We start from the raw sequence: 22,946 nt of genomic DNA on the forward strand, positions 1-22,946 counted from the left end.
AGCCGTCCGATGGAATCAGACGACGCGGCTGCCCGCCAGATAGGTGGCCCGCACCACGGTCATCGCGAGATCCTCCGGTGGCACTACGACCGGGTCGCGGTCGATGACGATGAAGTCGGCGAAGAGCCCCGGCGCGAGCGCGCCGACCTCGTGCTCGCTGAACAGCTGCCACGCCGCGTTCGTGGTGTGTGCGCGGAGGGCCTGATCGCGCGTCACCGGGGTTCCCCCGGGCATCCGGTAGCCGTTGCGGGTCGTACGGGTCTCGGCGACCGCCATGTTGCGGAATGGCTCGTTGGGGGTGACCCAGCCGTCATTGTGGAAGGTCGCCCGGTGACCGGCGGCGAAGGCTGCTCCGGCGTCGGCCCATGCGCCGCCGCGCTCCGCACCGAAGAGATCATCGACGAGCACCTCTCCCCAGTAGGTGATGTGGTCGACGAAGAGGCTGACGGTGACGCCGAGGGACGCCGCGCGCCGGAACTGCGCGGCGGTCATCGCCCCGCAATGCTCGAGGCGGAAGCGGTGATCGCTGAGTCCGTGCCGGGTGATGATCTGCTCGTACACGTCGAGGGTCGCTTCGATGGCACGGTCGCCGTGTGCATGGCAGGCCAATTGCCAGGCGCCGGCCGCGTACGGCTCCGCGATCGCGAGCAACTGGTCGGCTGTGTAGTTCGCGCGACCGACATGGTGCGGCTCGAGCCCCAGGTCACGGGTGGCCTCGGTGTCGAGGTAGGGGAAAGAGGTGGCGATGTTCCCGATCCAGGGCGAACCGTCGGACCACGTCTTCACTCCGACCTGACGGATCACGGAGTCGCCCTGGCCCCGCGGGGCTGCTGTCCCGCCAGGATGCGACATCTCGTACCAGCGCAGCCGCACCGGGAGTGCACGGTTCGCGCGCAGGGCCTCGATGAGGGGGTTGAGATCGGGATTCCAGGAGAGGTCGGACACGGTCGTGATCCCGCGCGCAGCCAGATCTCGCAGATGTGCGCTGAGCAGGCGGGGGAGATGCTGCTGCGCACTCGCGAGCATCGGCGCGACGACCTTCTCGACGGCTGCTTCCTCCAATGCGACGCCAGTGAGGTGGTCGTCGGAGTCGCGCCCGAATGAGGCGCCGGCGGGGTCCGGAGTACGACCGTCCACACCGGCAGCGCGGGCGGCCGCGCTGTTGAAGTAGGCGGAGTGGCCGGAGTTGTGGATGATGACAAGAGGCACGGATCCTGCGAGTTCATCGAGGAAGCGAACATCGGGTTCTGGGAGACCCCGCTGCAGCAGGGCATCCCACCCGTTCGCGAACACCGCCTCGCTGCCGGCATCCGCCACCGCCGCCCTGAGAGCGGCGAGCACGCCGTCTGCATCGGGGATCGTGACGGGGCGGATGTCGACGACGAGATCAGAGAGCAGAATCGACGAGTACGCCGGGTGGCCGTGCGGTTCGATGAGTCCTGGCATGATCCAGCCGTCGAGCGCGACGATCTCGGCATCCGGGAATCGAGCGGTCATCTCCTCGGCGGTGCCGATGGCCACCACTCTTCCGACCTCGACAGCCATCGCCTCCGCCTCGGCATCGGTCACGGGTGAGAGGGGACGGATGCGGCCGGTGAAGACTGTCGTCATGGCGACAGTCTCTCGGATGCTCCGCCCGGCGCGCCAGGACGGCACCGGCCGGTGCCCGAAGCGATCAGAAATCGAGAAGCATCGATGAGCACACGCGCGTAGCCTCGGATCCATCAGGCGTCACCGAACGAGAGGATCCGCTGATGACCGAGGAAACGAAGAACTTCACCGACGAAGAGCGTGAAGCCATGCAGGCCGCCGCCAAGGAATCCAAGGCACGGCGCTCACGGGCGAAGAAGTCTCCGGAGGAACAGCGGGCGGAGGGTGAAGCGGATCTCAAGGAGGCGATCGCCAAACTGCCGGACACCGCGGACCAGAAGCTCGCGTTGAAGCTGCACGATCTGGTCTCGAAGGTCGCCCCGGAGCTCGTCCCGCGCACGTACTACGGCATGCCCGCGTGGGGCAAGGACGGCAAGGTCCTGTGCTTCTTCCAGCCGGCGAGCAAGTTCAAGGTGCGCTACGGCACCTTCGGCTTCGAACCGATCTCGAACCTCGACGACGGCACCGTCTGGCCCACCGCTTACGCCGTCACCGATCTCACCGACGCAGACCTGGAGTTCTTCGCGGAGCGCATCCGTCTCGCCGTGAGCTGATGCACTGTGCGGAGTAGCGTGGGGCGGGTGAGCACCCTTCCCTTCGCAACCTCCGTGTACGCCGCCCGTCTCGATCGTGCCGCTGACCTCGCCGCCGCGGCGGGCTTCGATGGGATCATCATCGGCCCAGGACCCGATCTGCAGTATCTGGCCGGCGTCGAAGGCGACACGATCGAGCGTCTGACGGCGCTTATCGTCCGCCCCGGTCGACCGGCCACCGTGGTGGTTCCGCGTATGGAGCTCGCCAAGGTGCGCGACACCGCGATCGGTGAACTCGGGCTCACCATCGCCGACTGGGTCGATGGTGAGAATCCGTACGACCTGGTCGCCGCGGCTCTGGGATCGGCATCGCGCGTGGGCATCTCGGACGCGCTCCCGGCCCTGCACGTGATCCCGATCGGGGAACGCCTCGGGGTGCGCCTGGAACTCGCCACGCCGGTGCTGCGCGAGGGGCGGATGATCAAGGATGCCGCCGAGATCGCCGAACTGCGCCGGGCCGGCGCCGCCATCGACGCCGTGCATCGCCGAGTACCGGAATGGCTGCGCGCCGGCCGGACCGAACGCGAAGTGGCTGCAGACATCGCCGAGGCCATCGTCGCCGAGGGGCACCGCACGGTCGAGTTCGTCATCGTCGGATCAGGACCGAACGGAGCCGACCCGCACCACGAAGTGTCGGATCGCATCATCGAGGACGGCGACATCGTCGTGGTCGACATCGGGGGAGCGGTTCCCAGCGGTTACAACTCCGACAGCACGCGGACATACGTGGTCGGAACACCGACGCCCGAGGCATCCGATCGCATCGGTGTGCTCGTGCGTGCGCAGCAGGCTGCGGTAGACGCAGCCCGACCCGGAGCGACGGCTTCGGAGGTGGATGCTGCCGCACGACAGGTGCTCTCCGACGCCGGTCTCGGCGACGCCTTCGTGCACCGCACCGGTCATGGGATCGGCGTCTCGGTGCACGAAGAGCCGTACATCGCTCCGGGCAACGACCTGGTGCTGCGGGAGGGGATGGCGTTCAGCATCGAGCCCGGAATCTACTTCGCAGGCGAGTGGGGTGCGCGCATCGAGGACATCGTCGTCGTGACCGCCGGCGGCAGCGAGCGACTGAACGTCGTCGAGCATGGGCTGATCCCCGTTCCCTGACACGCACGAACTGCTCTCACTTCATCGGAGTGAGAGCAGTTCGTACGTCGCCGTGCGGGGAGGGTCAGGCGACGCCGCGGCGGCGGATCAGAATGAGTCCGCCGGCGGCCATCAGTGCGAGCGCGACACCCGCGACGCCCGCCCAGAGCCCCGCATCCGCTCCGGTCGTGGCAAGCCCACCGCCGTCAGAGTCTCCTGGCTGCGTCGGGTTACCGGGGGTGCCGGGGTTGCCGGGCTCCGCGGCCGCCTTCACAGTGAGAGTCACTTCGCTGCTGCGGTCGCCTTGCACGAGAGCGACCGGGTGGGCGCCCGGTGCAGCGTTCGCAACCCTCAGCGTGTACGACACGTGGCCCGCCGCGTTCGCGGTGACGACGCCGACCTCTTGTCCGTCGAAGAACACGGACACATCCTGACCGGGCGTGAACCCGGTTCCGGTGAGCAGCACACCGGTCGTCGCGAGGGCGTCCGGCGCGATCGAGGACAGGCTCAGCACCAGCTGCGGGTCACCGGGGAGCGGGTCTTCGGTGACGGTCAGAACCGCCTCACCGAGGACGTCGCCGGGGGCAAACCCAGGGCCCTGCACGAGCCGCACGGTGTGCGCGCCCGGAACAGCGTCGGCGATCGTGAACGAGGCTGACCCCGTACCGGTGGCGGAGGCCGTGAACGCGGCCACCTCGACTCCGTCGAACAGCACGCGCACCGGAGCGTCCGCGGGGAGCCCTTCGGCCGTGACGTCGACACCGTCGGTCTCGAGAGCACCGGTGGCGATCGTGGTCGGCGAGAGGGTCACCTCTGCCGGATCGACCGGGTCTGCGGTCACCACGACCGTGTCAGATGCCTCCCACTGTCCACTGCGCAGCAGCACCGTCGACGTTCCGACACCGACACCGTCGCGGGTGATCGTCGTTGCGACCGATCCGGCGGCGCTGCTCGTCGCCGTCGAGACGACGGTGCCGTCGAACAGCACCTCGATCTCGGCGTTCTCCGGGAACCCCGATCCCTCGACCTGCACACCGGTGTCAGCGAGCGCCGACTGCGTGAGCGTCTCGGGGAGCACGACCACCGTCGGGTCGTACACCATCGGGTCGGCGGTCACCTCGAACGAGCTGCTCGCGCTCCACTGACCACTGGTCAGGACGACCGGATACTGCGCAACCGCGGCCCCCGCCTTCACGTACGTGTACGACACGTCGCCGGTACCGGAGGAGTCCACCGTCGCAACGGTCTCACCGGCAACCTGGATCGAAACCGGCGCATTGGGCGGGAACTCGGCGCCGGAGATCTGCACGCCGCCCGCGGCCATCGCGGAAACCGTGAGCTTGTCCGGCGTGACCGCCGCCGTCGGGTCGTAGACGACCGGGTCCGCTTCGACGGTCAGCGTCGCGGATGCCGCCCACTGACCGTTCGTGAGCGTGACGCTGTGGGCCCCGACGGCCGCGCCGGCGTGAACCAGGGTGTAACTGAGCGATCCGTCGGTGCCGCTCGTCACGGTCGAGACGACCGATCCATCGAAGGCGATGTCGACGGGAACCGAGGCGGGGAATCCGGCGCCGGTGACGGTCACGCCCGCCCCGCCGAGCCGGGAGACCGTCGCGGTGGCAGGATCGACCGCCGCGGTGGGATTGTAGGTCGGGTCTTCGATGATGGTCAGGGTCGTTTCGGCCGAGCGGATGCCGCTGACCAACCGCATCGAGTGATCGCCGACCGTCGCGTTCGGCCAGGAGAGGAGCACCTCGACGTCGCCCTCGGCGTCGGCGGTGCGCGCAGCGGCCTGCTGGCCGTCGATGACGAGGTTGACCGTGCTCCCTGGCGCGAAGCCCGCACCGGTGATGCGCACAGCGCCCGCAGGATCGGTGATCTGGGAGAGCGTCGCCGGGTTCGGCGACACCGAGATGGTCGGCGCTGCGGCATCGATCGCCGCTTCGTACGTGAACTGCTGGCCGCTGCAGAACAGGCCGGTACCGATCATGTCTGCCGCGTTCGAGCCCGCGCTCGTGACGGTGCCGTCCGCGTGGAAGACGCCGCCCAGCCAGTACTCCGCGCTGTAGTCCGCATCGATCTGGTACGTCCAGTTCGCCGAGAACGAGCCGTCAGCCGCGATGGCGGTGTCCGGAATCGCGTTGAAGGCGAGAGGGGTCTGGATCGGAGGAACGCCGCACGCGATCCATGCGGTCGTGGCGACGTCGGTGACCATCCCGCCCTCGACGGTGATCGAGAAGTCGTAGCCGTGGCTGTTCTCACCGACGTAGACGCCGTCCTCCGTAGCGGCGTGGGCGGGAGCCGCAATCGCGACGGCACTGAAACCGACGGCGAGGGCGACGCTGGTCAGCGCACCGAGAAGACGGGAGGCGCGGGAGCGTGGATGCGATGTCATCGAGCTGTTCCTGACGAGAAGGGGGGCGAACACAATCAGGCTCAGGCTATGAAGGCCTCGATGCGTGCCGCATCCGTAGAAATACGGGAGTTCTTCGAATGACTCGAAAAACTGGTCCTGACCAGCGTCATCCCGATATCCTTCATGTGTTCGAGAAGAGGGGGCCGCATGTTCATCGGGCGTATGGCCGAACTCACCCGACTTCGCTCGCACCTCACCGACCCGGACGACAGCGCGCACCGCGTCGTGCTGCTGGAGGGTCCGATCGGGATCGGCAAGACAGCCGTGGTGAACGAGTTCCTGCGGTCCGGCCTCACCGAGCGCGTGCTCTTCAGCCGCCCGGCCGAACTCGCCACGAACATCCCTCTTGATGGCATCCGCTCGATCATCGAAGAGCTCCTCGATGAGGATCTCCCGGTCCTCCTGGCGGAGCAGCGACCGGCGCGCGTCCTTCTGCGCAGCATTCGCGAAGGCCTCGCCGCCGAACCGACCGTCATCGTGATCGACGACGCCCATTGGCTCGACGCGCCGGCGCGCGACATCATCGAGCGCCTCCTGTCGGAACCTTCGTCCACCCCCCTCTCCTTCCTCTTCGTCTTTCGCACCGGTGCAGCACCCGAGTCGCTGATCCGTGCGGCCATGCGTGGGGGATCGGCCGTGCACCGCATCACACTCGGGCCGCTCGACGAAGCGGATTCGGCGACGCTGCTGGCGGCTCACGGCGCCCAGGGGAAGGGGTACATCGAGCTCGCCGCCGGAAACCCTCTCTTCCTCCGCCTGCTCGCGGAATCCGGCCGCGGTGACGACGCCGACGACGTCTCGCATCAGGAGATCGGTGACACGCTGCGCGGCGAACTCCTCACTCTGGACGAGGAGTCACGTCGTGTGATGCAGGCGCTGTCGCTCACGCCCGCCGTCGCACCGGAGACGCTCGGCGCCATCGCGGATCTGGGCGTCGGGGACATCGCCCAGGCGGCTGACCGCCTGGCGCAGCGCGGCCTGATCGAGGCCGAGAGCCTGCGGGTCGTGCATCCCTTCATCCGCTCAGCCGCCTACCGCAGCATGACGCCCCAGGAACGGCGACTGGCCCATCGCACGGCGGCGCGCAGCGCGTCCAACGTCCTTCAGCAGGCATCGCACCTGCAGCATCTCGGCTCCCATCTCACCTCGGATGAGCTGGAGACCGTCCTCGAAGCGGCGGGGATCGTCTTGGCGACGTCGCCGCAGAGCTGCATCGCCATGCTTCACCGCAGTCGTCGCATTCCGCACCGTGCGCGCGATCTGATGCTGGCCCGCGCCCTCCTCATCGACGGGCAGCCCGTCGAAGCCGAGTCATTGCTGCGCGAAGTGCATTCCACGAAGGAGTCGACCGGGGAGTCCTTCGCCCTGCTGATCCAGTCCCTCCGCATCCAGAGCCGCCCCGATGAGGCGGTCGAACTGGTGCGGGAGGCACGAGCGATGACACTCGATCCGGAGGTCGCCCTCGAACTCGTGACGCTCGAAGTGATGCACGACAGTGATTCCGAGGTGGCCTCACGCACCTGGCTGGAACAGAACGACGGCGACGTACCCGCTTACGCCGCCGCACTCGCCGGCCTGCGCGCCCTCGCGTCCCTCCGGGAAGGCGACCTTGCGCGCGCGAGGACCTCGTACCAGGTGGCGAAGGTCGGCTTCTCGGACCTGCCAGCATCCGAGATGCTGCTGGTGATCGATGTGACCACGGCGATGGGGTGGTGCGCGCACTTCCTCGCCGACTTCGCAGAGGGTGCCCGTTTTCTCGAGCGCGCGATCCGCCTGGCGGAGACGCACGGGCGCTTCCATGTGCTCCCTCACCTCTATCTGATTCTGGGCTTCATCTACATTCCCCTCGATCGATGCGAGGAGGCCGAGGAACTCATCGAGCTCGCGATCGACGCGGCAGAGAAGTACAACTGGCCGGATGCCGTTCCACTCGCCCTCACGGCATCGATCGTCGCAGCACCGGGCAGAGTCGGACCGGAGGAGATCGTCGCCCGATATCAACGTCTCGCCGCAGCAGGACTCCCGCAGGTCGGCTGGTGGCGCCGCATCGTACGACTGATGCGGTCTCGGGCAGAGATTCTGCTCGGGATCCCGGTGGATGCCTCGGAGCTCGACGTCGCCGACGGGGACATCTTCGCCTCGCAGAAGCACATCGGTCTGGGAGAACTCGCGTTGAAGCGCGGGGATGCTGCCGCCGCTCTTCGTCATGCAGATGCGGCGATCGCGTGGGGTGTCGAGGCGGAGCATCCGTCGCAGGCGGGCCACGGCACCCTGTTCCGTGCCCAGGTCCTGGTGACTCTTGACCGCGCCGAGGAGGCTCTGGGGGAAGCCCAGCGGGCCGCGGAACTCTTCGACGAGGCCGGCGCTCTCCTCTATCGCCGCCTCGCGCGCGCGTGGCTGGCTCAGCTGTCCGATCGCATCGAGATGGCAGGCCTCCGTCTCGACCAGCTCACACCACGGGAGCGCGATGTCGCGGACCTGGTCGCGGACGGTCACAGCAATCGGGCGATCGCCGAACAGCTGCACCTGAGTCCCCGGACCGTGGAGAGCCATGTCGCCCGGATCCTGCAGAAGACAGGGCTGCGCTCGCGGGCCGGCCTTGCCCGGCACCTGGACGCCGGACGACAGACCGCCCCGCTCGAGCAGGCGCCCTGATCAGCCGACGGCTGTGCCCTCCAGTTCCACCAGCTGACCGGGGATCGCCAGTCGACTGACCCCGAGCATCGTCGTGGTCGGTGCGATCTGTGCCGCTCCCAGCCGAGCGGCGAGGACGCCGTAGTGGGGGAACAGCAGGTCGACGTCGGTCGTGTACACGTTGAGGCGGATGAGGTTCGCCAGCGTCATGCCCGCGCCGTCGAGCACGGCTTCCAGGTTGTCGACGGCGAGGGCCAGCTGTGCAGCCATATCGCCGTCGTGCTGGGGAACGCCCTCCGCGCTCATCGCGGTCTGTCCCGAGATGTACAGGGTGCGGGTGTGCCCGGAGACGATCTCACCCTGGTTGAATCCCAGTCCCTGCGACCACGTCACCGGGTTGACTGCTGTTCGTTCGTTTGCCACTTCAGCTCCATTCGATTCGTTGCGAGCGCAGATACCGGCCGGATGACGCTGTTCTGCCCTCTCCAACGAGCCTTTCAATGATTCACGACACCCTGTGTCATGTATTCGAAATAGAGTTCTCACATGCGCGCCGACCGCCTCGTCTCTTTGGTGCTGCTCCTGCGCCAACGCGGCCGGCTGTCCGCCACTGCGCTCGCACGCGAGCTTGAGGTGTCGACTCGCACCGTGCTGCGCGACATCGAAGCCCTCTCCGCCGCCGGCGTGCCGGTGTACGCGGAGCGCGGCCGGCACGGCGGGTTCGAGCTTCTCCCGGGATTCCGCACCGAACTCACCGGACTGAACCACGACGAAGCGTTGGCTCTGCTCACCGCCGGATCAGGAAGGGGGGAGCAGGTCTTCGGCCTGGGATCGGCGCTCGCCTCGGCCATGCGCAAGGTCGTCGACGCCCTGCCCGACGCCCATCGCGCGGCAGCCGATAACGCCGCCCAGCGCATCCTCATCGAGCCTTCGACAGATCTGCTCGCCCGTCGCCAATCGAGCGAGGACATCTCCGCCACGGTCATGAGCGCGGTCCGTCGCGCCGTTCTCGCCGGACGCAAGCTGCGCATCCACTACTCGGCCGCGGATCGCGACGCGGTCTGGCGCACCGTCGACCCGATCGGTCTGGTCACCGTGCGCGACAAGGGCTACCTCCTCGCCGCCGTCTCCGGGGCCGACCGCACCTATCGACTCTCGCGAATCCTCGAGGCAGAAGAACTCACCGAGACCGCCGACCGACCAGCGCAGGTCGATCTCGACCGGATCTGGCAGGAGCGCAGCATCCGATTCCGCACCGGCGGCGACCAGCTGATCGTACGCGCACGGGTGGAACCGTCACGGCGCGAGGAGCTCGTCGGCACCGCACTCGCGGTGCTCTCCGAATCGGCAGATCCTGCGGGAGGGCTGCTCCTCGAGGTGAGCTTCCAGGACCTCCGGCATGCCGAGTGGGCGTTCTGGCAGCTCAGTACGGATGCCGAGGTGCAGGCACCGAGCGCCGTGCGCACCGCTCTTCGCGACCGCGCGACTGCGCTCGCGACGCAGTACGACGACGAGGAATGAACGAAGAAACCCCGGGTCTGCGTGACGCAGAACCGGGGTTCGTATGTGGAGCCTAGGAGATTCGAACTCCTGACATCCTGCTTGCAAAGCAGGCGCTCTACCAACTGAGCTAAGGCCCCGAAAGGGTGTTCAATTTGAGTTACAGAGTGGGGATACCAGGACTTGAACCTGGGACCTCTTCATTATCAGTGAAGCGCTCTAACCGCCTGAGCTATATCCCCGTCAACCTCCAAGACTTTACCCGATTCTGACGGAGAATCCGAATCGAGCGGAAGGAGGGGCCGCGACTCGATGCCGCGGCCCCTCCGTCGTGTCCGTGCCTCGAACGCGACCGATCAATCCTCGGGGCGCAGAGTCACGCTGCCTGCCGAGAGCGAGACGTCGATCGTGCGCCTCGAGCTCGACGATTCTTCGACTCTGCTATCCAGTGTTCCGGCGCTGACGTCCTGCACGATGTTGTAGTCGACGTTCGGGAGTGCCAGGTTCACCGAACCCGCGCTCACGTCGATCGTCACGGTGTCCGGCGCTGTTCCGGTGAGTTCGACCATCAGGTCGCCGGCGGAGACGGCGAGGTCTGCTTCCGTCACTCCGTCCAGTTCGATGGAGGCACGACCCGCGCTCATATCGATGTCGAGCACATGGGCGCTGCCTTCGATGGAGAAGAATCCTGCCCCCACCTCGACGTCGAGATCACCGAAATCACCCACGGCCTCGAGGCTCCCGGCGCTGAGAGTGAACTCGGCATCGAGCTTGGTCGTGCGCAGGTTCTCCGGAAGGGTCAGGACGACGGTCTCGGGTCCACTGAACCAGTTTCCGCCGAACCACCAGCTGAACCCCGTATCAGGGCTGCGTACGATCAGGTCGTCTTCGTTGCGCTCCATCGTCCAGTTGCCGCGTCCGCCGGTGACCGTCAGCTCCGCCTCTTCGACGTCGTCGAACTGCACCGTGACATCGCTCGCACTGGCGTCGAGATCGATGCCTTCGATGCCATCGACGTCGAGACTCTGCTCGGAGTCGGTGCGCGAGAGGTCGCTCGCTGCGGCGAAGGCGGCCGAGCCCCCGGTTCCGAGGAGGGCGACACCGCCGATCACGGCGGTCACGATCACGATCGCTCTGGCCCCGGAGGCCCGGCGCACGTCCTGCCCGCCATCTGCCGCCGATCCGGTGGTCGCACTGGCATCCGCCGACGGAGGAGTCAGGGGAGTGGTTCCGGTCTGCAGGTTCCGATCTTCGGTACTCATCGTGCCGCTCCTGTCTGGGTGGTCGGGGGGTTGGCCCCGCCGTGATTCTCAATGTGTGCAAGGGCAGCGAGTACGCGTCGGTTTCCCGACTCGGGCTCGAGGCCCAACTTCTGGAAGATGGCCGTGATGTGCTTCTCCACGCTCGCCTCGGAGAGGAAGAGCAGACCGGCGATCGACTGATTCGACTTGCCTTCGGCGATCAGCGCGAGCACCGTGCGCTCACGCTCGGTGAGCCGCAGCATCCGGTCATCCCGGTTTCGCCGTGTCAGCAGCTGAGCGACGACCTCGGGATCGAGGACGGTGGCACCGTCCGAGATCCGTTCGACCGAAGCCAGGAACTCCGAGACGTCGGCGACCCGGTCTTTGAGGAGGTACCCGAGCGGGCCTCCCTGAGCGGCGATCAGATCACTGGCGTAGCGCTCCTCGACGTACTGCGAGAGGACGAGCAGGGGGAGCGACGGATGCGTCGACCTCAGGCCGAGTGCGGCCCTGATGCCTTCATCGGTGAACGTCGGAGGGAGGCGCACATCGAGGATGCAGAGCTCCGGGTCGGTCTCGGCCACGCTCTCGGTGAGAGCAGTCGTGTCGGGAAGCGCGGCGACCACGGTGTGACCGGCGTCTTCCAGAAGTCGTACGAGGCCCTCGCGCAGCAGGACCGAATCCTCACAGATCAGGATGCGCATGGCACATTCACCTCCAGCGACGTCGGTCCACCCTGAGGGCTGTCCAGACGGAAGGTTCCGCCGGCGGCGAGGATGCGGTTGGCGATGCCATCGAGGCCACCGCCCGGCTGCACCTGTGCTCCACCCATCCCGTTGTCCTCGACCCGAGCCCAGAGCGTTCCGCCCTCTCGGATCCGGACGATCACCCTCGCGTCACTGGCACGGGAGTGCTTGGCCGCATTGGTCAGAGACTCCGCGATGGCGAAGTAGACAGCGGCTTCCGCGTCGCGGCTGCAGCGCCCTTCCATCCGCACGTCGAGGTTCACCGGAATGTGCGAGCGCCCGGCGAGAGCCGAGAGCGCCGCATCCAGCCCGCGATCGTCCAGCACCGAGGCGTGGATGCCGCGAGCGAGCTGGCGCAGTTCGGTGATCGCGGCCTTCGTAGAGGTGTGCGCCTCTTCGACGAGAGCCTTGGCCGTCGCCGGGTCTTCGTCGATCTTCTGCTGGGCGAGGCCCAGGGTCATGCCGACCGACACGAGGCGTGGCTGAACTCCGTCATGCAGGTCGCGCTCGATGCGAGTGCGCTCGAGGTCGGCAGCCCGCACCGCCCCTTCGCGTTGCGCGGTGGTCGTCCTGACTCGTTCCGTGAGTTCTGCCTCGCGGCTGCGCACGACGATCGAGAAGGCGAGCACACGGTGCAGAAGCGCGAGGCCGAGGATGCCGGCGGCGGAGAAGAGCACTCCGATGATGCCGAACAGAGGCGCCCACATGGCCGGGATGCTGCCGAACGGACCGTTGACGGAGTCCACGTCGGTGAATGGAGCGAACGCGATGAACACCGACCAGATCAGGCCGGAGAACAGACGGAGCACGATCACTCCGGCGATGCAGGCGAGTGTGAAGTTCACAATGGAACGCCACATCCGCCCATCGATCGACTGTCGCCCGAGCGAGCGGATCCATCCGCTGAATCCGGTTCGTTCATTGGTCCGCCAGCGCAGGGGAGCGATATCGACGCTGTACAGCGTGCCGATACGGGCCACCTCGAACCAGCCGAGGCCGAACAGAGCGTAGACCAGGCCGACGAGGAGGATGATCCCGATGCCCGCGGCGAAGAGAAGCCCGAGTCCGGCGCCGAGGAGGCCGGTGAGCATCGTGAGAATTACTGATCCCAGCACACCGAGTGCTGCCAGATGCAGCGTGGTGATGAACACCCGCAGCGGGAGTTTCGCCGCCTTCACCTGCGGTGGGGTCGAAGTCTGTGTCGTCATGGTTCCCAAGGTACGGCGACAGCTGACGCCGCAACACCGAGCAGACCGGAGATCAGAGTTCGGGTTATCCGGAAGGAACGACAAAGGGGCGGATGCCGCAGCATCCGCCCCTTTGCTGAAAAGAGGTCAGTTCGACATGAACCCGACGAGCAGTCCGCCCGTCACCTTCACGGCGAGGTTGTAGATTCCGGCGATCACGGCGCCGAGCACGGTGAAGACGATCAGGTTGAGGATCGAGACGACGGCGGCGAAGGCCATCACCTGGGGCAGACCCACGACTTCGGAGAGCTGGATGCTGCCGTCGGTGAAGCTCGCGACGAACTCATCGGCCTTGGGCAGGACAGTCGCCTGGACCACCAGGTAGATGAGGAAGAACGACACCATGGTGACGATCGCCAAGGCAACCGCGCCGAGGAACGACAACTTCACGGCCGACCAGAAGTCGACGTAGACCAGGCGCAGGCGAACCTGCTTGCCGCCGGTCTTGCGCGTCGACTTCTTCGCCAGCTTGTCAGCTACTGTGCTCATGCGTCTTGGCTTTCCTCAGGGGTCTGTGTGGTCTCGGTCGCGGCTGCCGCAGCATCCGCTGCTTCCTCGACTTCTTCAGCGAGGCCCCGCTCGATGTTGCGGGCAATGGCGAGGATCCGGTCGGCTTCCGTCGTCCGGGCGAAAACCACTCCCATGGTGTCTCGGCCCTTGGCGGGCACCTCGGCCACGGCAGAGCGTACCACCTTGCCGCTGGACAGAACCACCAAGACCTCGTCGTCCTCAGCGACGATCAGACCACCCGCGAGAGTGCCCCGATCATCGTGGAGTTTGGCGACCTTGATGCCGTATCCGCCGCGTCCCTGCACGCGGTATTCCTCCACCGCAGTGCGCTTGGCGTAGCCGCCGTCGGTCACCACGAACACGAACTGCCCGGGAGCCGCGACGGATGCCGAGAGCAGGCTGTCGCCCTCACGGAACTTCATTCCCTTGACGCCGGCAGTCGCACGGCCCATCGGGCGCAGCGCCTCGTCGGTCGCCTGGAAGCGCACCGACATGCCGCGACGGCTGATCAGGAGGATGTCATCCTCCTTGTTCACCATCAGCGCGCTGACGAGTTCGTCCTCCTCGTTCAGGCGGATCGCGATCACCCCGCCTTGACGGTTGGTGTCGTAGTCACCGAGGCGGCTCTTCTTGACGAGACCGTCGCGGGTGGCCAGCACCAGGTAATCGGCGACCTGATAGTCGCGGATGTCGAGGACCTGGGCGATGCTCTCGCCGGGCTGCAGCGCGAGCAGGTTCGCGACGTGCGTGCCCTTCGCGTCGCGTCCGGACTCGGGCACCTCGTAGGTCTTGGACCGGTAGACGCGTCCCTTGTCGGTGAAGAACAGCAGCCAGTGGTGCGTCGTCGTCACGAAGAAGTGCTCGACGATGTCATCCGCCCGCAACTGCGCGCCCTTGATGCCCTTGCCGCCGCGGTGCTGCGAACGGTAGTTGTCGCTGCGCGTGCGCTTGATGTACCCGTCACGCGTGACGGTGACCACCATCTCCTCTTCGGCGATGAGGTCTTCCATCGACACGTCGCCGTCGAACCCGTGCAGGATGTGCGTGCGACGCTCGTCGCCGAAACGCTCGACGATGCCCGTGAGCTCTTCGCGGATGATGGTGCGCTGGCGCAGCTCATCGGCGAGGATCGCCTTGTACTCGGTGATCTGCGCCTCGAGCTCGGTGGCCTGATCGATGATCTTCTGGCGTTCCAGGGCGGCCAGGCGGCGCAACTGCATCTGCAGGATGGCGTCGGCCTGGATGTCGTCGATGTCGAGGAGCTTCTGCAGTCCCTCGTTCGCCTCCTGCGTGGTCTGCGATCGGCGGATGAGCGCGATGACCTCGTCGAGAGCATCCAGCGCCTTGAGGTAGCCGCGCAGGATGTGCATGCGCTTCTCGGCCTCGTTGAGCCGGTACTGCGTACGCCGCACGATCACTTCGATCTGGTGGGCGATCCAGTGCGTGATGAAGCCGTCGATCGCGAGCGTGCGAGGCACGCCATCGACGATCGCCAGCATGTTCGCGCCGAAGTTCTCCTGCAGCTGCGTGTGCTTGTACAGGTTATTGAGCACGACCTTGGCGACGGCATCGCGCTTGAGCACGACGACCAGGCGCTGGCCGGTGCGGTCGGACGACTCGTCACGGATGTCGGCGATGCCGGTGATCTTGCCGTCGCGAGCGAGGTCGCCGATCTTCACCGCGACGTTGTCGGGGTTGACCTGGTACGGCAGCTCGGTGACGACCAGGCAGGTCCGGCCCTGGATCTCCTCGACGTTGACGACCGCACGCATCGTGATCGAGCCGCGGCCGGTGCGGTACGCCTCGTGGATCCCCTTGGTGCCGAGAATCTGCGCGCCGGTGGGGAAGTCCGGACCGGGGACGCGCTGGATGAGGCCGTCGAGAAGCTCCTCGCGCGGGATGCCGGGGTTATCCAGCGCCCACAGCGCGGCGTCCGACACCTCGCGCAGGTTGTGCGGCGGGATGTTGGTCGCCATGCCGACCGCGATGCCGACCGAACCGTTCACGAGCAGGTTCGGGAACCGCGCCGGGAGCACCGTCGGCTCCTGGGTCTGTCCGTCGTAGTTGTCGGTGAAGTTGACTGTGTCCTCTTCGATGTCCCGCACCATCTCGAGGGCGAGCGGAGCCATCTTGGTCTCGGTGTACCGAGGGGCGGCGGCGCCCATGTTGCCGGGGGAGCCGAAATTGCCCTGGCCGAGCGCCAGCGGATACCGCAGTGACCACGGCTGCACGAGACGGACGAGGGCGTCGTAGATCGCCGAGTCGCCGTGCGGGTGGTACTGCCCCATGACCTCGCCGACGATGCGGGCGCACTTCGAGAACGACTTGTCGGGGCGGAAGCCGCCGTCGTACATGCCGTAGATGACGCGGCGATGCACGGGCTTCAGCCCATCACGGACGTCGGGAAGGGCGCGGCCGACGATGACGGCCATCGCGTAGTCGAGATAGCTGCGCTGCATCTCGAACTGCAGGTCGACCTGATCGATCTTGCCGTGGTCGTGCGCCGGCTCTGGGCGGTTTTCGTCAGTCATGTGTGTGTTTCAATTCCGGTCGTTGAGCGAGCGTGGCGAGATGGACACTCGCACTCAGATGTCGAGGAAGCGGACGTCCTTGGCGTTGCGCTGGATGAAGCTACGGCGAGATTCGACGTCCTCACCCATCAGCACACTGAAGATCTCATCGGCGGCAGCAGCATCCTCGATCGTGATCTGCTGCAGGGTGCGGGTGGAGTGATCCATCGTGGTCTCCCACAGCTCTTTCGGGTTCATCTCACCGAGACCCTTGTAGCGCTGGATACCGGCATCCTTCGGGATCCGCTTGCCGTTGTCGAGGCCGTGCTTCAGTAGAGCATCGCGCTCGGCATCGCTGAAGACGTACTCGTGTGCCGAGTTCGACCACTTCAAGCGGTACAGCGGCGGCATCGCCAGGTAGACGAAGCCTGCTTCGATCAGTCCCCGCATGTAGCGGAACAGCAGCGTCAGCAGCAGCGTCGTGATGTGCTGGCCATCGACATCGGCATCGGCCATCAGCACGATCTTGTGATACCGCGCCTTCTCGATATCGAATTCCTCGCCGATACCGGTGCCGAAGGCCTGGATCATCGCCTGGACCTCTTTGTTGCCCAGCGCCTTGTCGAGGCGGGCACGCTCGACGTTCAGGATCTTGCCGCGCAGCGCCAGGATCGCCTGGGTGTGCGGATCGCGGCCCTGCACTGCGGAGCCACCTGCCGAGTCACCCTCGACGAGGAAGATCTCGCTGATCGACGGGTCCTTGCTGGTGCAGTCCTTGAGCTTGTCCGGCATCGCGGCCGACTCGAAGACGCTCTTGCGACGCGCCGTCTCACGGGCCTTGCGCGCGGCGAGACGGGCGGTGGCCGCGTCGATCGCCTTGCGGATGACGTTCTTCGCCTGCACCGGGTTGCGCTCGAACCAGTCGCCGAGCTGGTCTCCGACGACCTTCTGCACGAACGCCTTGGCCTCGGTGTTGCCGAGCTTGGTCTTCGTCTGGCCCTCGAACTGCGGCTCGCCGAGCTTGATCGAGATGACCGCTGTCAAGCCCTCACGGACATCGTCACCGGAGAGATTCTCGTCCTTCTCCTTGATGATGTTGTTCGCGCGAGCGTACTTGTTCACCAGAGTGGTCAACGCCGCGCGGAATCCCTCTTCGTGCGTACCGCCCTCGTGGGTGTTGATCGTGTTCGCGTAGGTGAACACGTTCTCGGTGTACGACGTCGTCCACTGCATCGCGACCTCGAGAGAGATCTTGCGCTCGGTGTCCTCGGTCTCGAACGCGATGATCTCGTCGTTGACGACCTCGGCGTGGCGCACCTTGTTCAGATACTCGACGTAGTCGACGAGGCCGCGCTCGTAAAGGAACACATCGCTCGGCTGCTTCTCGACGGTCGCGCCGTTCTCCTCCACCTCATAGGCGGATGCCGGGCGCTCGTCCTGCAGCTCGATGCGCAGGCCCTTGTTCAGGAACGCCATCTGCTGGAAGCGGGTGCGCAGCGTGTCGTAATCGAACTCGATGGTCTCGGTGAAGATCGCAGCGTCAGGCCAGAATGTGATGACCGTTCCGGTCTCGTCGGTCTCCTCGCCCTTCTCCAGAGCCTGCTGCGGGACGCCGCCGTTCGCGAAGCTGTGACGCCAGACGTGACCCTGGCGTTTGATCTCGACCTCGAAGCGGGTCGACAGCGCGTTCACGACCGAGGAACCGACGCCGTGCAGACCGCCGGAGACCGCGTAACCGCCGCCACCGAACTTGCCACCGGCGTGGAGGATCGTGAGCACGACCTCGACCGTCGATTTCGTCGGGTCGGAGGAGTGCGGGTCGACAGGGATGCCTCGACCGTTGTCGACGACGCGCACGCCGCCGTCTTCGAGAAGGGTCACCAGGATCGAGTCGGCGTGACCGGCCATCGCCTCATCGACGGAGTTGTCGACGATCTCCTGCACCAGGTGGTGCAGACCGCGTGGTCCGGTGGAACCGATGTACATGCCGGGGCGCTTGCGGACGGCCTCAAGTCCCTCGAGGACCTGGATCTCGTCGGCACCGTATTCGCCGGGCTGCTTGGCCGGGCGCGAAGAGGCTGTGCTCGCGGATGCGGGGGTTCCCCCGGTGGTCGATTCCGTCTCGTCAGCAGGGGATTCAGGCGTCATCAGAGGGCGTTCTCCACATCGATATCACGAACTCCCATTCTAGCGGGATTTTCGTGCCTCATGCGGCTCAGCGGCCATGTGCGGCCCTGTAATCGATCCGAACCCCCTCGATGATGCCCTACCCGTAGGTATCGCGCGGGCCCCGCCCTGGAACGACTCTGGGACCCCATTTCCAGGAGGGAACGTCCGGTCCGATGAAACGGAGGTTCTCGACACCTGCGTCCGGGTACCGTCTGCCGATCTCGGTGAGGATCGTCGCGCGCATGAATTGGAGGTTCTTCGCCCAGGCCGTCGAGTCGCATTTGACGGTCAGGACGCCGTTCTCCAGCGACACGGGCTCCGAGTGCTGGGCCGTGCCGGCGCCGGCGAGATCCGCCCACTGCCGCACGAGGTCTTCTCTTGCGAGCGTGATCTGCCAGCCGGAATCCCGGCTGAGCTTGTCGAGCACCGAACCGAGGGCTCCCGGATCACGGCCGGGAGTGAACGGGGCGTTGTCATCATCGTCCGCGATGCGGCGCTTGCGCTTCCACGACTTCGAGCTCGGCTTCAGTCCCCGCAGGCGCAGATACGTGGCGACGGTCTCCGGAGTTTCGGCTGCCGATGTATCAGTCATCTACTCCTCCCGGCTGGATCTCTGCGTCCATCGCAGGACGTTCGTCGCTGATGGTGCCCGCGTCGATACGTACCACGTGTGCGTGCAGCACCGCAGGGATATCCTCCTCCACCGCTGCAGTCACCACCACCTGCTCATAACCCGCGGTCAGCGCGGCCAGCCGCTGGCGGCGGTCCGCATCGAGTTCGGCGAAGACATCATCGAGGATCAGCACCGGGTCCCCTGCCGGCGATTCGCTGCGCAGCAGCTCGGCCGACGCCAGTCGCAACGCCAGCGCCACCGACCAGGACTCGCCGTGCGAGGCATAGCCCTTCACCGGGAGACCCCGCACACGCAGGATCAGGTCGTCGCGATGAGGGCCGACCAGGGTGAGTCCTCGGTCAAGCTCCTGAGTGCGCTTCGCCTGCAGCGCGGCGCGGAACAGGTCGGCGATCTCGCCTCGGGTATCGGATGCGGCTTCCTCACCCTCTTCTGGATCGCCACCGCGTACGGAGAGCGCCCATTCCAGTTGCGGCTGGTGATCAGCACCGGCGATCGCCGCATAGGCGGTCGCGACCGGACCCTGCATATCGGTCGCGAGTCGCTGCCTGGCATCGATGATCTCGGAGCCGAGGGCGACGAGCTTGTCATCCCACACGTCGAGCGTGGTCAGTCCTTCACCGCGGACGCCGCGGGCGCGCGCCGACTTCAGCAGTGCGGTGCGCTGCTTGAGCACCCGGTCGTAGTCACCGAGCACGGCTGCCATGCGAGGTGTGCGCTGGATGAGCAGCTGATCGGCGAAGCGGCGTCGGGATGAAGGGTCGCCGCGGACGATCTGCAGATCCTCTGGAGCGAAGAGGACGACGTGCGCATAGCGGGGGAGCTCATTGATCTTCGACGGTGAGCCGTTGATGCGCGCCTTGTTCGAGCCCTGCCGGTTGACCTGAACCTCAGCGAGAACCTTGCGCTCCCCGTGCGACAGACGGGCGCGGATGATCGCGAACTCCTGGCCGTCGCGCACCATCGGAGCATCCGACGACACCCGGTGCGAACCGAGTGTGGCGAGGAAGACGACCGCCTCGGCGAGATTCGTCTTGCCCTGGCCGTTGCGCCCGACGAGCACATTCGGGCCCGGGTGGAGGGAGAGTTCGGCGGTCGCGTAATTGCGGAAGTCCACAAGGCTCAGGTGTTCCACAATCACGTGGTCAGCCTACCTTCGAGGTGGGACACCGGTTCCGCCCTGACGACCGTGAAGGGAGGATCCCATCGCCTTCGCTTTCACCGAAGTGAGGGGATCCTCCCGCCGACCACGCGTCGTCAGGGGAGCGGGCCGTACAGTGCCGGAGTCGTGCGGGCGTGCGTCGCCTGCTCGAACGCGTACCCCAGGCCGAGGAGCGGACCCTCGTCGAAGTCACGCCCGAGGAACTCGAGGTTCACGCCGGCGCCCGGGTTGTCTTCGCCCTCGATCGTCTGGCCCATCGGCACCGTCACCGCAGGCATCCCGGTGTTCGGGCTCAGACGCATGTTCGTCGCCTGCGTGGTGAACGCGTTGGTGCTCGGATAGATGATCGCGTCGAGGTCCCACGCGTCCATCAGCTGCGTGACGAGTTCCTTGCCCGCGGCGAGCTGCAAGGAGTGCGTCCCGTTCTCACCCGCCCAGGCTTGGTAGGTCTCCTCCGAAACCGCATTGCGCGTCTGGTAGACCGGCTCCCGCGAGGTCACGTAGTTGCCGGTGGCGAGGATGTCCGTCAGAGTCCGCGCCTCGACGTCGGCACCGAGGTGAGTGGCGATGTACGTGTTGAGATCGTGCAAGAACTCGTTCGTCGACCCGGACGGCTCGGACAGGACCGCAGCGAAACCGTCTGGGGGAGTGATCTCCACCACGGTCGCTCCCTGTGCGCCAAGAGCAGACGACGCCTCATCGAACAGCCGAACGGTTCCTGTCTGAGTTCCCACCATGCCTGCGATGTAGCCGATGCGCGCACCTTCCAGAGAGTTCTCGTCGAGGAATGATGTGTACGAGTCCGGAACCCGACCCTCCTGTTTCGCGGTCACAGGGTCTGCAGCGTCGATGCCGACGACGGCATCGAGGGCGACGGCCGCATCCGTGACGGATCGTGTCAGCGGTCCGCCGGTGTCCTGCGACAGTGCGAGAGGAATGATTCCGTCGCGGCTGGCAAGACCGACGGTGGGGCGCACCCCTACGAGCTGGTTGAACGACGACGGAACCCGGATGGACCCGCCGGTGTCCGTTCCGAAACCGATGCCTGCGAGGTTGGCCGCGATCGCCGCCCCGGTGCCGCCGCTGGATCCTCCCGCGCTCTTGGTGGTGTCATAGGGATTCGCGACGAGCAGGGAGGATCCCGGCGCCTGGAATGACGAGAACTCCGAGGCGAACCCGTAGGCGAACTCGTCGAGACTGGCCTTCGCGAGGATCACCGCGCCCGCGGCACGCAGACCTTCGATCATCTTCGCGTCCGCGGCCGTCTGATTCTCGTTCCAGCATCCGCAACCACCCGTCGTGACCATGTCGACGGTGTCGTAGTTGTCCTTGACCGCGATCGGTATTCCGAGGAGCATGCTCGTCATGCCCTCGACCGAGCGCGTGGCATCGGCTGTCGCTGCGGCAGCAAGAGCCTGATCTCCTACCGTGATGATGGAGTTGAGTGCACGGGTTCCCCCGGGAACAATCGTGCGATCGTAGGCCGCGATCCGATCGATGTAGTGCTGGGTGAGCTCGACCGAAGTGGTCACACCCGCATTCATCGCCGCCTGCATGTCGATCACCGATGCTTCGATGATCTCGAAGGCACCGTCGTCGTAGATCATTCGATGTGAAAGTGCGACCAGATCGACGACTGTGAGGATTCCGTCGAGGTTCGTGTCCACGACAGCGAGTTCCTGCCAGCCGGCGGACGCTTCGGTGAGACCGAGCGACGCTGCAGCGAGATCGAGGTCGGCCGTGGTGACCTGCGCATCTCCGGTCAGATCGAGTTCGGTATAGAAGGGCGCGAGCATTGCAGCGTTCGCGGATTCCGATGCCGACGCGGGCGCCATCGTGAACGAGGTCGCCGCGATCGCGCAGCCGATCGTGAGAACAGTCGTGCAACGAATCGTGCGGATCTTCATCGTGGTCCTTACGCGATCGGGGGTGTGGGCGGTGCGGGCGTCGAGTGAGGTCATGACTTCACCGACCGACGACGGAGGATCAGCACGATTCCGCCTGCTGCAGCAGCCAGGGCCAGCGCCGCAGCGACGATCCACGGAGCTGCCTCCGCTCCTGTGCTCGCGAGTGGATCCGTTTCCGCGGGTGGGGGAGTCGACCCGTTCGACCCGGATCCTCCGGTGCCTCCTCCGCTGCCGGGGTCAGTGCCTCCTCCGTCATCTCCGCCGGAGATGACGGTGCTCGTATCTGCACCGGGCTCGACATCGGCGGACGCTCCTGCGGAATCGACGAGGGTTCCACTGAGCAGGGTGACTGCCGCGTCTCCCGGTGCGAGGGCCGTGAACGTCAAGGTCACGAGAGACTGGGCGCCTGACAGACCTGGTGAAGTACCCAGTCGCGTGGCCACCGCTGAGAGGACACCGTCTGCGAGCGTCGCCGATGAGAATCCTCCGACGGGGAAGACCTCGCTGCCGTCGACAAGCGCGAGGAGTGCAGGGTCGAATCCGATCGTGAGCTCGTAGGCGTAGGCGTCTACGAGGCTCTCGGCCGCGACGGTCACCGTGATCGTCTCGCCGACACTGACCTTCGGCCTGTCAGCGGTGATAGTGAGGTTGTTCTCCGGAGCGGGCTCCGTTTCGGCAGAAGCGGGGGATGCGACTCCCAGGGTCAATACGGATATGGCTGTTGCGGCGAGGAAGGTCGAGATGAGACCTCGGGCGCCGCGGATGAAGGTGTTCTCCGGCATGCGTTGCGTCTTTCGTCAGAGGAAGACGAGCGCGGCTGCACGGCTGTGGGGAGCAGCCGTGCTCTTCGGGTACGCACACTCTGACAGCGGCATGTTTCGCGCCAGGGACTCTGCGTTTCGACGATGTAAAACGAGGAGTCAACCGACGCAGGTCGCACGGCG

17 protein-coding genes and 2 tRNA genes are annotated in these 22,946 nt (G+C 66.2%); 4 read left to right on the plus strand and 15 right to left on the minus strand.

Translation table 11 applies throughout. From position 1 onward, the window contains the following. Positions 1-15: 15 nt before the first annotated feature. The gene (locus tag MRBLWO13_RS04775; protein ID WP_341976661.1) at positions 16-1,611 is read right to left on the minus strand and encodes an amidohydrolase; all 1,596 of its coding nucleotides are present in this window, start codon (positions 1,609-1,611) and stop codon (positions 16-18) included. A 143-nt stretch (positions 1,612-1,754) separates the two neighbouring features. Between MRBLWO13_RS04775 and MRBLWO13_RS04780 the strand changes: the two genes are divergently transcribed. Together MRBLWO13_RS04780 and MRBLWO13_RS04785 are read left to right on the plus strand one after the other, a co-directional pair. Next, positions 1,755-2,204: a DUF1801 domain-containing protein gene (locus tag MRBLWO13_RS04780; protein WP_341976662.1), complete on the plus strand. Its 450-nt coding sequence runs from the start codon at positions 1,755-1,757 to the stop codon at positions 2,202-2,204. Positions 2,205-2,231: 27 nt separating this feature from the next. Beyond that, on the plus strand, positions 2,232-3,350 hold the full coding sequence (locus MRBLWO13_RS04785) for a Xaa-Pro peptidase family protein (protein ID WP_341976663.1): 1,119 nt from the start codon (positions 2,232-2,234) through the stop codon (positions 3,348-3,350). A 64-nt stretch (positions 3,351-3,414) separates the two neighbouring features. Here MRBLWO13_RS04785 and MRBLWO13_RS04790 read toward each other — a convergent pair whose 3' ends face one another. Continuing rightward, positions 3,415-5,724, minus strand: a complete 2,310-nt coding sequence (locus MRBLWO13_RS04790; protein WP_341976664.1) for a hypothetical protein — start codon at positions 5,722-5,724, stop codon at positions 3,415-3,417. Between the two features lie 168 nt (positions 5,725-5,892). On the opposite strand from MRBLWO13_RS04790, the gene MRBLWO13_RS04795 reads away from it, so the two are divergent. Beyond that, positions 5,893-8,400, plus strand: a complete 2,508-nt coding sequence (locus MRBLWO13_RS04795) for an AAA family ATPase (RefSeq protein ID WP_341976665.1) — start codon at positions 5,893-5,895, stop codon at positions 8,398-8,400. On the opposite strand, the gene MRBLWO13_RS04800 is transcribed toward MRBLWO13_RS04795, so the two are convergent. Continuing rightward, on the minus strand, positions 8,401-8,802 hold the full coding sequence (locus MRBLWO13_RS04800; RefSeq protein ID WP_341976666.1) for a RidA family protein: 402 nt from the start codon (positions 8,800-8,802) through the stop codon (positions 8,401-8,403). A 123-nt stretch (positions 8,803-8,925) separates the two neighbouring features. Between MRBLWO13_RS04800 and MRBLWO13_RS04805 the strand changes: the two genes are divergently transcribed. Continuing rightward, entirely contained in the window at positions 8,926-9,900 is a 975-nt protein-coding gene (locus MRBLWO13_RS04805) for a WYL domain-containing protein (protein ID WP_341976667.1), read from the plus strand. A 46-nt stretch (positions 9,901-9,946) separates the two neighbouring features. Here the strand turns inward: MRBLWO13_RS04805 and MRBLWO13_RS04810 are convergent. The 12 genes from MRBLWO13_RS04810 to MRBLWO13_RS04865 form a co-directional block, all read right to left on the minus strand. Beyond that, positions 9,947-10,019: transfer RNA gene (locus MRBLWO13_RS04810), tRNA-Ala, on the minus strand. Positions 10,020-10,047: 28 nt separating this feature from the next. After that, a tRNA-Ile gene (locus MRBLWO13_RS04815) sits at positions 10,048-10,121 on the minus strand. A gap of 114 nt (positions 10,122-10,235) precedes the next feature. Next, positions 10,236-11,141: a DUF4097 family beta strand repeat-containing protein gene (locus MRBLWO13_RS04820; RefSeq protein WP_341976668.1), complete on the minus strand. Its 906-nt coding sequence runs from the start codon at positions 11,139-11,141 to the stop codon at positions 10,236-10,238. After that, complete coding sequence (locus tag MRBLWO13_RS04825) at positions 11,138-11,824, minus strand: response regulator transcription factor (protein WP_341976669.1); 687 nt, start codon at positions 11,822-11,824, stop codon at positions 11,138-11,140. Before MRBLWO13_RS04825 ends, MRBLWO13_RS04820 begins: the two co-directional genes overlap by 4 nt. Further along, the gene (locus tag MRBLWO13_RS04830) at positions 11,812-13,074 is read right to left on the minus strand and encodes a histidine kinase (protein WP_341976670.1); all 1,263 of its coding nucleotides are present in this window, start codon (positions 13,072-13,074) and stop codon (positions 11,812-11,814) included. The genes MRBLWO13_RS04825 and MRBLWO13_RS04830 overlap by 13 nt, the downstream gene beginning before the upstream one ends. A gap of 126 nt (positions 13,075-13,200) precedes the next feature. Continuing rightward, a complete protein-coding gene (locus MRBLWO13_RS04835; protein ID WP_341976671.1) occupies positions 13,201-13,602 on the minus strand; it encodes a DUF3566 domain-containing protein in 402 nt (133 codons plus the stop codon). Next, positions 13,599-16,154, minus strand: a complete 2,556-nt coding sequence (gene gyrA / locus MRBLWO13_RS04840) for a DNA gyrase subunit A (RefSeq protein ID WP_341976672.1) — start codon at positions 16,152-16,154, stop codon at positions 13,599-13,601. The genes MRBLWO13_RS04835 and gyrA overlap by 4 nt, the downstream gene beginning before the upstream one ends. 54 nt (positions 16,155-16,208) lie before the next feature. Then, a complete protein-coding gene (gene gyrB / locus MRBLWO13_RS04845) occupies positions 16,209-18,281 on the minus strand; it encodes a DNA topoisomerase (ATP-hydrolyzing) subunit B (RefSeq protein WP_341976673.1) in 2,073 nt (690 codons plus the stop codon). 118 nt (positions 18,282-18,399) lie between these two features. Continuing rightward, complete coding sequence (locus tag MRBLWO13_RS04850) at positions 18,400-18,894, minus strand: DciA family protein (RefSeq protein WP_341976674.1); 495 nt, start codon at positions 18,892-18,894, stop codon at positions 18,400-18,402. Then, on the minus strand, positions 18,887-20,074 hold the full coding sequence (recF, locus tag MRBLWO13_RS04855; protein WP_341976675.1) for a DNA replication/repair protein RecF: 1,188 nt from the start codon (positions 20,072-20,074) through the stop codon (positions 18,887-18,889). Before recF ends, MRBLWO13_RS04850 begins: the two co-directional genes overlap by 8 nt. 116 nt (positions 20,075-20,190) lie before the next feature. Next, a complete protein-coding gene (locus MRBLWO13_RS04860; protein ID WP_341976676.1) occupies positions 20,191-22,056 on the minus strand; it encodes an amidase family protein in 1,866 nt (621 codons plus the stop codon). Continuing rightward, positions 22,053-22,784 (minus strand): cohesin domain-containing protein, encoded by a 732-nt coding sequence (locus MRBLWO13_RS04865; RefSeq protein ID WP_341976677.1) that lies wholly within the window; start codon positions 22,782-22,784, stop codon positions 22,053-22,055. Before MRBLWO13_RS04865 ends, MRBLWO13_RS04860 begins: the two co-directional genes overlap by 4 nt. Positions 22,785-22,946 lie beyond the last annotated feature (162 nt).

This window comes from Microbacterium sp. LWO13-1.2 (assembly GCF_038397725.1).
Taxonomy (GTDB): domain Bacteria; phylum Actinomycetota; class Actinomycetes; order Actinomycetales; family Microbacteriaceae; genus Microbacterium.